The 11,270-nt window shown below is 73.8% G+C and carries 11 protein-coding genes; 5 read left to right on the forward strand and 6 right to left on the reverse strand.

The features are described from left to right. The 4 genes from ACW0Q9_RS24380 to ACW0Q9_RS24395 all read left to right on the forward strand — a co-directional run. Positions 1–1,300 (forward strand): bifunctional 3'-5' exonuclease/DNA polymerase (locus tag ACW0Q9_RS24380; protein WP_456185069.1); only part of this gene is annotated, 1,300 nt, incomplete at its 5' end. A gap of 143 nt (positions 1,301–1,443) precedes the next feature. Next, positions 1,444–2,037, forward strand: coding sequence for a nucleotidyltransferase family protein (locus tag ACW0Q9_RS24385; RefSeq protein WP_456185071.1), 594 nt, complete (start codon positions 1,444–1,446; stop codon positions 2,035–2,037). Between the two features lie 57 nt (positions 2,038–2,094). Beyond that, positions 2,095–2,853, forward strand: a complete 759-nt coding sequence (locus ACW0Q9_RS24390) for a hypothetical protein (protein ID WP_456185073.1) — start codon at positions 2,095–2,097, stop codon at positions 2,851–2,853. A 64-nt stretch (positions 2,854–2,917) separates the two neighbouring features. After that, positions 2,918–3,250, forward strand: coding sequence for a TfoX/Sxy family protein (locus ACW0Q9_RS24395; protein WP_456185075.1), 333 nt, complete (start codon positions 2,918–2,920; stop codon positions 3,248–3,250). On the opposite strand, the gene ACW0Q9_RS24400 is transcribed toward ACW0Q9_RS24395, so the two are convergent. Then, entirely contained in the window at positions 3,219–4,130 is a 912-nt protein-coding gene (locus ACW0Q9_RS24400) for a LysR family transcriptional regulator (protein ID WP_456185077.1), read from the reverse strand. The two genes, ACW0Q9_RS24395 and ACW0Q9_RS24400, sit on opposite strands and share 32 nt — an antisense overlap. A 73-nt stretch (positions 4,131–4,203) precedes the next feature. Here ACW0Q9_RS24400 and ACW0Q9_RS24405 point away from each other — a divergent pair, with 73 nt between their 5' ends. Beyond that, positions 4,204–5,433, forward strand: coding sequence for an MFS transporter (locus tag ACW0Q9_RS24405; protein WP_456185079.1), 1,230 nt, complete (start codon positions 4,204–4,206; stop codon positions 5,431–5,433). A gap of 27 nt (positions 5,434–5,460) precedes the next feature. Here the strand turns inward: ACW0Q9_RS24405 and ACW0Q9_RS24410 are convergent, their stop codons facing one another. From ACW0Q9_RS24410 to ACW0Q9_RS24430, 5 genes are all read right to left on the reverse strand, one after another. Continuing rightward, complete coding sequence (locus ACW0Q9_RS24410; RefSeq protein ID WP_456185081.1) at positions 5,461–5,613, reverse strand: hypothetical protein; 153 nt, start codon at positions 5,611–5,613, stop codon at positions 5,461–5,463. Positions 5,614–5,942: 329 nt separating this feature from the next. After that, positions 5,943–7,346 carry a GH1 family beta-glucosidase gene (locus ACW0Q9_RS24415; RefSeq protein ID WP_456185083.1) on the reverse strand — a complete coding sequence of 468 codons (1,404 nt, stop codon included), beginning with the start codon at positions 7,344–7,346 and terminating at the stop codon, positions 5,943–5,945. After that, positions 7,343–9,565 carry an alpha-xylosidase gene (gene yicI / locus ACW0Q9_RS24420; protein ID WP_456185085.1) on the reverse strand — a complete coding sequence of 741 codons (2,223 nt, stop codon included), beginning with the start codon at positions 9,563–9,565 and terminating at the stop codon, positions 7,343–7,345. The genes ACW0Q9_RS24415 and yicI overlap by 4 nt, the downstream gene beginning before the upstream one ends. Then, complete coding sequence (locus ACW0Q9_RS24425) at positions 9,562–10,449, reverse strand: carbohydrate ABC transporter permease (protein ID WP_456185087.1); 888 nt, start codon at positions 10,447–10,449, stop codon at positions 9,562–9,564. Before ACW0Q9_RS24425 ends, yicI begins: the two co-directional genes overlap by 4 nt. After that, positions 10,449–11,270 (reverse strand): carbohydrate ABC transporter permease (locus tag ACW0Q9_RS24430; protein ID WP_456185089.1); only part of this gene is annotated, 822 nt, incomplete at its 5' end. The genes ACW0Q9_RS24425 and ACW0Q9_RS24430, both read right to left, overlap by 1 nt.

Genomic DNA, 11,270 nt, shown 5'->3' on the forward strand with positions numbered 1-11,270 from the left:
CTTCGACGCGCCGTCCGGCCCGCCCGGCCCGGGCATCACGGCGTTGGCCCGGGTGTACGCCGACCAGCTCGCCCGGATCGCGCGGACCGCGCACCCCGGCCGGTTCCGGCTGCTGGTGGCCGCCGAGTCGGCGGGCGCGCTGATCGCCGCCGAGATGGGCGCGGCCGGGCTGCCCTGGCGTGCCGACGTGCACGACGCGATCCTGGCCGACCTGCTCGGCGAGGCGTCCCCGGTCGGCGGGCCACCCCGCCGGCTGGCCGAGCTGGCCGCCCGCATCGCCGACGCGTTCGGCGTCCGCCAGGTGCACGCCGACTCCCCGGCCGAGCTGCTCAGGGCGTTCGCCCGGGCCGGCGTGGAGCTGCCGAACACCCGGGCCTGGGTGCTGCGCGGGGTGGAGCACCCGGCGGTGCCGCTGGTCCTGGAATACAAGGAGCTCTACCGGATCTGGACGGCGCACGGCTGGGCCTGGCGGGACGCCTGGGTCTCCGGCGGCCGCTTCCACCCGGAGTACGTGCCGGGCGGCGTGGTCTCCGGCCGGTGGGCCACCCGCGGCGGCGGGGCGTTGCAGATCCCGAAGGTGATCCGACGGGCCGTGGTGGCCGACCCGGGCTGGACCTTCGTGGTGGCCGACGCGGGCCAGCTCGAACCGCGGGTGCTCGCCGCGGTCTCCGGCGACGAGCGGCTGGCCGCCGCCGGGGGCGCCGGCGACCTCTACGCCGCGCTGGCCCGGGACGCCTTCGCCGGTGACCGGGCCCGGGCCAAGGTGGCCCTGCTCGGTGCCATGTACGGGCAGACCGGGGGCGCCGCGGTGCCGGCCCTGGCGGTGCTGAAGAAGAACTACCCGACCGCGTTCGGCCATGTCGAGGCGGCCGCCCGCACCGGCGAGGCGGGCGGGCTGGTCCGGTCGTGGCTGGGTCGCACCTGCCCGCCGGGGTCGGCCGGCTTCGACGACGGCGACGAGGTCCCGGTGGACGGCGGGGCCGATCCGCAGAGCCCGCGCGCCCGGGCGGCCCGCTCGCGCGGGCGGTTCACCCGCAACTTCGTCATCCAGGCCACCGCCGCCGAGTGGGCCTCCACCCTGCTGGCCACGCTCCGCACCGAGCTGGCCGGCACCCGGGCCGAGCTGGTCTTCTTCCAGCACGACGAGGTGATCGTGCACTGCCCGGCCGAGGCGGCCGACACGGTCGCCGCCACGGTCACCGAGGCCGGGGCGCGGGCCACCCGGCTGCTCTTCGGCGAGACGCCGGTCCGCTTCCCGCTCGACCTGTCCGTGGTGGACTGCTACGCCGACGCGGCATAGTCACGCAATTTTCCGTTTTGCCCCGCTACCCGCTCCCGGGCGCGCTCGTTGGGCCCGGTGTGCGTACGACGGGACGGACCGGGCGCGGCTGCCTCCGGTCCGTCCCCCAGGTCGAGGGGGCACCGCTGAACCGGATCGCAGGAATGATCATCGCCGCTGGTGGGGGCCGCCGGATCGGCGGACCCGAGGCGCTGCTGCACCAGGGGGGGAAGCCCCTGGTGCGCCAGATGATCGACACGATGGCCGAGGCGGGCTGCGTGGAGGTCGTGGTCGTGCTGGGCGCGGCGGCGGACCAGGTGCGGCAGACGACCGACCTGAGCGCGGCCACCGTGGTGGTCAACCGGGCCTGGGGGACCGGGGTCGGCTCCTCGATCCGGGCCGGGCTGGCCGCGCTGACCGACGAGACCATCGAGGCGGTGGTCGTGGTGCCGGTGGACATGCCCGGGCTCACCGCGACGGCGATCCGCCGGGTCGCCGCCCTGCCGTACCCGGACGTGCTGGTCTGCGCCACCTACGACGGGCTGCGCGGCTATCCGATGCTCTTCGGCCGCCGGCACTGGTCCGGCATCGCCACCCTGGCCAGCGCCGACGTCGGCGCCCGGCCCTACCTGCTGGCGCACAAGGATCAGATCGTGGACATCGCCTGCGACTCGGTGGCCGACGGCAGCCGGATCGACAGCCCGGAGCTGATGGCGCTCTACGGCCTGAGCATCCCGGAGCAACGGGTCGGCGTCTGAGGTGGACTGAGTATCCGTACGGATGTGGCGGGTGACTGAGCGGCGATACTCGTTGCCATGCGTCGACTCGCCACCGCCCTGCTGTGCCTGATCGCGCTCGCGAGCTGCGCGAGGCCGGGCGAGGCGCCCGCGCCGGCCGACGGCGTCCCGGACACCCGCTGGGCCACCTACCAGGCCGATGTCACGGCGGTACGCCTCAGCGCCGACCCGCGTTCGCTCGTGCTGACCGTGGCGCTGCTCGGTGACGCCAACGGGTGCTCCCGGAATCCGCGAGTCACCTACCTGGTCGAGGAGAACAACCGCGTCTACGCCAACGTGGTGCAGGACTCGCGCCTGTCGGCGGTGGTCGGGGCCTGCCCCACCCACACCCCCGGCGAGGTGACGCTGACCGCGCCGACGCCGATCGCCGGCCGCGTCGTCGTGCTCAACCAGGAGCCGTGGAAACGCGACGGTGGCGAGTACCGCCGCTGCGACCCGACGTTCGGCTGTGACCCGATGCCGACGGACCACTGTGACCCCGCCTGGATCAGCGTCGCGGTCCGCGGCATGGACGTGTCCCGGCACTCCGTCGGCTCGCCCGAGGGCTGCGACGGCAGGTGGCTGGTCATGACGGTGCCGTTCGACCCGGTGCCGTGCGGTGCCGAGGCGAGGGCGGGCTGCACGCCGTCGGTCAACGTCCGCCGATACTTCCTGCGCTGGTCCGGCCCGGGCGGCTGGGCGACGATCGCCAGTTCGACGGAGGCCGGCTGCGGACGTGTCCGCACGGTGGAGCCGACCTTCCCGAGGAAGCTCTGCGCCGACCTGCCCGAGCCGTGACCGTCGGCGAAGCCGCTCGTCGCCGCTGCTTCGCGCTGTCGTAGCGGGATGCCAGGATGCGGGCATGCCGTATGACGAGGACCTCGCGAACCGGGTACGGGAACTGGTTGGGCCGGAGACCGGATTCGCCGAGAAGCGCATGTTCGGCGGCCTGGCCATGATGCTGAACGGCAACATGGCGGTGGTCGTCCGCGGTGCCGGCGGGCTCATGGTCCGCGTCGACCCGGCGGAGTCCGAGCGCCTGGAAGCGGAGCCCGGCGCGCAGGCGACGGTGATGCGGGGGCGGCCGATGCGGGGCTGGATCACCGTGGATCCCTCGGCCTGCGCGCGGGACGCCGATCTGGCCCGGTGGGTCGGCCGCGGCGTCAGCTACGCCGGGACCCTGCCGGCGAAGTAGGGCGGGCGGCGCCCAGGGCCGGCCGCTCAAGACCGAGCCGGTCGGCCAGTTCGCCCACCACCTCGGCCAGTGCGAGGGGCGTCGGCCGTCGGGTGACGAGGAACAGCGTGAAGCGGCCCGGCACCGGCGCCGGAGCGACCCGCTCGTCCGAGGCCGCGTAGGCCAGCGCGAGCCCGCGCGGCAGGACGACCGGGCAGCCGAGCAGCCGGCCCATCCGGACCGCCGTCTCGCCCGTGGCCGCCGGCTTCGGCCGGGCCCCCAGCGCGGAGAGCCGCCGGTGCAGGGCGTCTGCGGACGCGTCGTAGGTGTGCGCCACCACGTCGAGGCCGGCGAACGGCCGGCGCCCGGCCCCGAGCCGTACCCCGGGCGGGGTGAGCAGGGCCAGCCGGTCACCGGCCACGGGTGACGCGGTGGCCGTGGCCGGCAGCCGCATCTGGTTGGCGACGGTGACGAAGGCCGCGTCGAGCGAACCCTCGCCCACCCACTCGACCAGGCGGTCGCCGTGGTCGGTGACCTGGTGCACCGTCGCGTCCCGGAGCAGTTCGGCCAGGGCGGGGAACAGCCACGCGGCCAGGCTCGGGAAGGTGCCCACGCTCAGCACCTCGCCGCGCGCCGCCGCGCGGGTCCGGTCGAAGATCGCCTCCAGGTGGCCGAGCACGTGGACCGCCTCCGCGGCCAGCGCCCGGCCGGCCGGGGTCGGTCGCGCCCCGGTGGTGTCCCGGTCGAAGAGCCGCTCGCCGATCCGGCGCTCCAGCGCCGCCAGCCGGTTGCTCGCGGCCGGCTGGCTGATCCGCATCTCGCGACCGGCGGCGCCGAGGGAGCCGTGCCGGGCCAGCGCCGCCACGAGTCGCAGGTCCTCGACCGTGGGTAGGGAGCTCATATGCACAGGTTATGAGGCGGCGGACCCGACCACCAGCTACCGGGCGACCGGGCGGAGCCACAGGATCGAGGGCATGGACACCCGCCGGGACATCGCCGCCATGCTGACCACCACCTTCGTCACCTGGCTCGGGCAGCGCACCACCGCCGTCGCGCTGCCCCTGGTCGCGCTCGCCGAGACCGGATCGGCCTGGACCACCGGACTGGTCGGCGGCGCGGTCGGGCTGCCCGTGCTCACCTCGGCGTGGTGGGCGCGCGGCCTGCGGCAGCGGCTGACCACCGGACGGGCCCTCGCCGGGGTGCTCGCGGTCCAGGTGCTCGGCCTGCTCGTCATCCCCGTCGGCGCGGCCCTCGGCACCGTCGGCCCGCTGCACCTGACCGCCGCCGGGCTGATCACCGGTGCCGCCACCACGCTGAGCGGGCCGGCGCAGCGGGCCCTGCTCGCCGACCTCTGCGCCGGCGCCGACGCCGCCGCCCGGATGCTGGCCTGGCAGGACTTCGCGCACCGCAGCACCATGATCCTGGCGCCGCCGCTGGCCGGCTGGGCGGTCACCGTCGGCGGGCCGGTCCGGCTCCTCTGGGCGGAGGCGGCCGGCGTCGCCCTGGGCGCCGCCCTGCTGCTGGCCGTCCGCGGCACCGCCGCGCCCCGGGTCGGTGAGGGCGCCACCGCCGCTCCCGCGCTCCGGCACGTGCTGGCCCGGCACCCCGAGGTACGCCGCGCGGTGACCATGGCCGGCGTCGGCGGCCTCACCTGGTTCGCCTTCACCCTCGGCCTCGCCATCCTGGGTGCGGAGACCGGCCGGCCCGGGCTGCTCGTCTCGGCCGGCATGACCGGCTACGGTGTCGGCTCGCTCGCCGGCGCGCTGCTCGCGCCCGGGCTCGTACCCCGGCTGCCGCCCCTGGGCACCGTCGCGGCCGGCTGGGTGGTGCTCGGCGCGACCTTCGCGGCGCTGCCCGCGGTCACCGCGTCGCTGCCGCTGATCGCGCTCCTGGCCGCCGTGGGCGGCCTCGCCATGCCGCTCGGCATCGGCGCCGTCAACCGCCTCATCACCATCCGCACCGAGGGCGCGGAACGGCGGGCCGCCTTCGCCGCGGAGAGCCTGGTGCACGACGGCGCCGTCTCGATCGGCCTGCTCGCCGGCGGGGCGGTGATCGGCCTGGGCGGCGCGGGTCCGACGCTTGTCGTGGCGGGCGCCGCCCAGGTCGCCGTCGGACTCCTCGCCGGGCCGTGGCTGATCCCGCTTCCGGCGCGGGTCCCGATTTCGGCCGTCGACCGGCCGGTCCCCGAGCCGGCAACCCGTTGACCGGCCGGGTCCGCGAAGGGCGCCGGGTCAGTTGTCGTCCGCCGGGCCCGGCGGGACCGGTTCGGCTCGCTGGCGGCGGCGCCGCGCGGCGACGACCAGGGCACCGATGCCGATGACGGCGATGCCGGAGGTTCCCGCGGCCCAGCCGGAGGTGAAGCCGCTGCGCCGAGCCGTGTCCATGGTGGCGGTGCTGACCTGCGGGTTCGGTGCCGGGAGCCGCGAACGCCGTCGGCGCGCTCGCGCCCGCCGACGGCGGGGACGGTGGTGGCGTGGCCGACGCCCGACTGGGGCGTGGCGTCAGCGCCTCGTAGAGGCCGAAACCGGCGGGCTGCCACTCGGGGTGCTGAACTGTTCGGACGATCTTGTAGCGCAGGACGATCCGGCGCACCCGCACCTGCATACATTCTGCTGACCTCCACCGGGCCGGCGGACGGACCCGGCGCCCGTGCCCATCGGGCTGCGAACATGTCGGTCCGCCGGCCCGTCCCGCCAACCCGCCCCGGGAACCGTCAGGCGTCCGGCAGCCGGTTGGTGGTGACCAGGCGGCGGTACCAGTGGGCGCTGTCCTTCCAGGTGCGCGCCTGGGTGTCGTAGTCGACGCGGATGATGCCGAACCGCCGGTCGTACCCGTAGGTCCACTCGAAGTTGTCCAGCAGTGACCAGACGAAGTAGCCGCGGACGTCGGCGCCCGCCGTGATGGCGTCGGCCACGGCTCCGACGTGCCGGCGCAGGTAATCGACCCGCCGGTCGTCGTGCACCGCGCCGTCGGGGGAGACCTCGTCGTCGAACGCGGCGCCGTTCTCCGTGATCATCAGCGGCTGGTCCGGGTGCTCCCGGTGCAGGCGCAGCAGCAGCTCGGTCATCCCGCCCGGGTCGATGTTCCAGCCCATCGCGGTGTGCGGGCCGGGCTGGGGCAGGAAGTCGACATCGCCGGCGCCCACCCACGGGGTGTGGGCCGAGGCGCCGTGGCCGTCCGCGGCGGACCGGGGTGACACGCCGTCCCAGGCCCGCACCAGGGTGCTGGAGTAGTAGTTGACGCCCAGCACGTCCAGCGGCACGACGGCGGTCCGCTCGTCGCCGTCGCGCACGAAGGACCAGTCGGTCACCCCGGCGGTGTCGGCGAGCAGGTCGGCCGGGTACGCCCCATCGAGCATCGGGCCGAGGAAGGCCCGGTTGGCGAGGGCGTCGATCCGGCGTACCGCGTCGTGGTCGGCTGCCGAGTCGGAGGCGGGGCGGATCACGTGCAGGTTCAGCGTGACCGAGAGCTCGGCGGCCGGGGCCAGCTCGCGGACCAGCCGCCCGGCCAGGCCGTGCGCCAGGTTCAGGTGGTGCACGGCGGCCAGCGCCGCGGCCGGCTCGGTCCGCCCCGGGGCGTGCACCCCGGAGGCGTAGCCGAGGTAGGCGGAGCACCACGGCTCGTTGAGCGTGGTCCAGGTGTGCACCCGGTCGCCGAGCGCGCCGACGATGCCGGCGGCGTAGTCGGCGAACCGGAGGGCCGTGTCCCGGGCCGGCCAGCCGCCCGCATCCTCCACCTCCTGCGGCAGGTCCCAGTGGTACGTCGTGGCGACCGGCTGGATGCCGAGGTCGAGCAGCCGGTCCACAAGCCGCGAGTAGAAGTCCACCCCGGCCGGGTTGAGCGGGCCGGCGCCGCCGGGCTGCACCCGGGGCCAGGAGATCGAGAACCGGTACGCCCTGACCCCCAGCTCGGCCAGGTGGCGCAGGTCCTCCGGCCAGCGGTGGTAGTGGTCGGCGGCAATGTCCCCGGTGTCCCCGTTGCGGGTCAGCCCGGGGGTGTGGCTGTACGTGTCCCAGATGGACGGCCCCCGGCCGTCCTCCTTCGCCGCTCCCTCGATCTGGTAGGCCGCCGTGGCCGCGCCCCAGACGAAGCCCTCGGGAAACTCGACGCCGCTCATCCCGTCACCTCCACGATGTACCCCGACGAAGTCCCCGACACCAGCTCGGCGTCGGCCGTGCCGTCCCGGTAACGCACCTCGAACTCGGCGCCCGGCCCGCCGTCGGGCGCCGGCACCCGTACCCGGGTCCGTTGCCCCTCGACCGGCGCGAACAGCCGTAGCCGCACGCCGTCGGCCCACGCGTAGTCCGGCCGGTCGTCGCGGGCGCCGGTCGGTATCACCGCGCCGGGCCGGACGAGCACCGGCACGCTGTCCAGGTCGTGCTTCTCGGTCACCCAGCCCGGGCCGCTCACCCGCTCGCCGGTGACCAGGTGGGTCCAGGTACCGGCCGGCACGTAGTAGGTCACCTGGCCGTCCGGGCTCAGCACCGGCGCCACCAGCAGGTCCGGGCCGAGCATGTACTGCCGGTCGAGGTATGCGGCGGTCGGGTCGTCCGGGAACTCCAGCAGCATCGGCCGCATGATCGGCAGCCCCTCCCGGTGAGCCTCCTCGGCGGCGGCCGCCAGGTACGGCATCAGGCGCAGCTTGAGCCGGGTGAAGTGGCGCAGCACGTCCACCGCCTCGTCGTCGAACGCCCACGGCACCCGGTAGGAGCCGGAGCCGTGCAGGCGCGAGTGCGAGGAGAGCAGCCCGAAGGCGATCCACCGCTTGAACACCGCCGCGTCCGGGGTGCCCTCGAAGCCGCCGATGTCGTGGCTCCAGTAGCCGAAGCCCGACGCGGCCAGCGACAGTCCGCCGCGCAGCGACTCGGCCATCGCTCCGAAGGTGGACTCGCAGTCGCCGCCCCAGTGCACCGGGAACTGCTGCCCGCCCGCGGTCGCCGACCGGGCGAAGAGGACCGCCTCGCCCTCGCCGCGTTCGGCCTCCAGCAGCTCGAAGACGGTCTTGTTGTAGAGGTAGGAGTAGTAGTTGTGCATCCGCTGCGGGTCGGCGCCGTCGTGCCAGACCACGTCCGTCGGGATCCGCTCGCCGAAGTCGGTCTTGAAACAGTCGACGCCCATGTCGAGCAGGACCTTGAGCTTGCCGGCGTACCAGGAGGCCGCGTCGGGGTTGGTGAAGTCGACCAGCGCCATGCCGGCCTGCCACATGTCCCACTGCCAGACCGAGCCGTCCGGCCGGCGCACCAGGTAGCCAGCCTCCCGGCCCTCCTCGAACAGGTACGACCGCTGAGCGATGTACGGGTTGATCCAGACGCAGACCTTCAGGCCGCGCTCGTGCAACCGGCGCAGCATCCCCTCCGGGTCGGGGAATGTCGCCGGGTCCCAGACGAAGTCGACCCAGTGGAACTGCCGCATCCAGAAGCAGTCGAAGTGGAACACCGACAGCGGCACGTCCCGCTCGGCCATCCCGTCGATGAACTCGTTCACCGTCTTCTCGTCGTACGAGGTGGTGAACGAGGTGGACAGCCACAGCCCGTAGGACCAGGCGGGGATCCGGGCCGGTCGGCCGGTCAGCGCGGTGTACCGGCGCAGCACGTCCTTCGGGGTGGGGCCGTCGATCAGGTGGTAGGTGAGCGACTGCCCGGCCACGCTGAACTGGGTCTGCGACACCACCTCCGAGCCGATCTCGAAGGAGACGTGCTCGGGGTGGTCGACGAAGACGCCGTACCCGGCGCTGCTCAGGTAGAACGGCACGTTCTTGTACGCCTGCTCGCTGGCCGTGCCGCCGTCGGCGTTCCAGATGTCGACGGTCTGGCCGTTCTTCACGTACGCCCCGAACCGCTCGCCGAGGCCGTGGATCGTCTCGCCGACGCCGAGCGCGAGTCGTTCGTGCACGTACGAACCGCCGTCGGCGTCGGTCACGATGCCGATGCTGCGCTCGGTGGACGAGGTGACCAGCCGGTCGCCGCGCAGGAAGTCGACCCGCCAGCGACCGGTCAGGGCGACGCGGGCGGTCAGCTCGCCGGTGGTCAGCAGGGCATGCAGCCCGGTGATCTCGACGTGCACCGGGTGCGCGGCGGATTCGGCGAGGGCGAAGCGGGGTTGCCGGGGCAGCCCGCCGGTGTGGTGGCCGATGGTCACCCCGATCACCCCGGGGGCCGGGGAGAAGAACCGGACGGTGACCACCGGCCGGTTGAGGGTGTCGCCGCGCCCGGTGATCCGGCCGGTCGGGGCGAACACGGTGAACCCGCGCTCGTCCGGCTCCACCGACTCGACCGTGCCGGGCCGCAGCACGCGGACCCCGGGGCGCAGTTGCCAGTACCCGTCGGTGAACTTCACTTCTCGGCTCCTGCCGTGATGCCGCGCGCCAGGGTGCGCTGGAAGATGAGGAAGAAGAGGATCGCCGGTACCAGGCTGAGCAGTGCGCCGGCGTTGGTGGTGGGGGCGTCCATCAGCCGGTCGCCCTGCAACGAGGCGAGCGCGACCGGGACGGTCTGGGTCTGGTTGTCGATGAGCATGACCAGCGGGATGAGGAACTCGTTCCAGGTCCAGATGAAGAAGAAGACCAGCAGCACGGCGAGGGTGGGCCGCAGGTTCGGCAGCACCACCCGCCACAGGATCCGCCACCTGCCGGCGCCGTCCAGCGCCGCCGCCTCCAGCAGTTGGCGCGGGAAGGTGCTCAGCACCGAGGCGAGCAGATAGGTGCCGAAGGCGCTCTGGATGACCGTGAAGATGATGATCACGGCGAGCCGGGTGTTGTAGAGCCCGGCCTCCTTGGCGAAGTGGTAGAGCGGGTAGATCAGCGCCTCCTGCGGCAGCATGTTCGCCAGCAGGAACAGGCCGATGATCCAGAGCCGGCCGCGGACCCGGCCGATGCCCAGCGCGTACGCGTTCAGCAGGGAGACCAGCACGCCGGCCACGGCGACCGAGCCGGCGATGAGGACCGAGTTCCACAGCTTCACCGGGAAGTCGACCTGCTCCCAGTAGGTCCGCAGGCCGTTCGTGTAGAACTCCGACGGCCAGCTCAACGGGCCGTTCGTCGAGTAGTCGCCGGGGGATTTGAACGCGTTGAGCAGCATGAACGCGAACGGCACCAGCATGGCCAGCGCCGCCACGGTGACCAGGGCGAGCACCGCCCAGCGGCCGGCGCCGCGGTGGTGCCGGTCCCGGACCCGCCAGACCCGCCGGGCCCGGCCGGCGGCTGGGGTGGTCGTGACGGCCATCAGAGCCCTCCGTCCCGTCGCTCGGCCCGGTTCTGCGCCCGGATGAAGAGCACACTCACCACCACGATGATCAGCGTGAGCACCATGGAGATCGCCGAGCCGTAGCCGACGTGCAGCTTCTTGAAGAAGGTGTAGTAGGCGAAGTAGGACGGGACGTTGGTGGCGTTCTCCGGCCCGCCCCGGGTCAGCGCGTAGATCGGCCCGAACACCTTCATGGCCGCGATGGTGCAGGTCAGCCCGACCACGAACGTCTCGGGCCGGATCTGCGGGAGGGTGATCGCCCGGAACCGGCGGAACCAGCCGGCGCCGTCCAGCTCGGCGGCCTCGTAGAGCTCCGGGTCGACCCGCTCCAGCGCCGCCATGAAGACGACCACCGGGTAGCCGATCTGCACCCAGATCATCACCGCCATCACCGCGGGCAGCGCGGTGTCCGGGTCGCCGAGCCAGTCGTGCCGCAGCGCGCCGAGCCCAACCGCGTCGAGCAGCCCGTTGAACGCGCCGTCCGGCCGCAGGATCCAGCCCCACACGATGCCGGCCACCACGACCGGGAGCACCTGCGGCAGGTAGAAGGCGGCCCGCAGCGCGGCGGCGGTGCGGGGCCTGAACCTGCGGCCGATGGCGTCGAAAAGCACCGCGGCGAGCACCAGGCCGATCAGCGTGGGCAGCACCACCATCGCGACGATCATCGCCAGGGTGTTGCGGAACGACATCCAGAAGACGCCGTCGTCCAGCAGGTTCCGGTAGTTCTCCAGGCCGATGAAGGTGGGGTCGCCGACCCCGGACCAGCGGGTGAGCGAGAGGTAGCCGGTGTAGACCAGCGG

This window comes from Micromonospora sp. I033, from assembly GCF_053890995.1.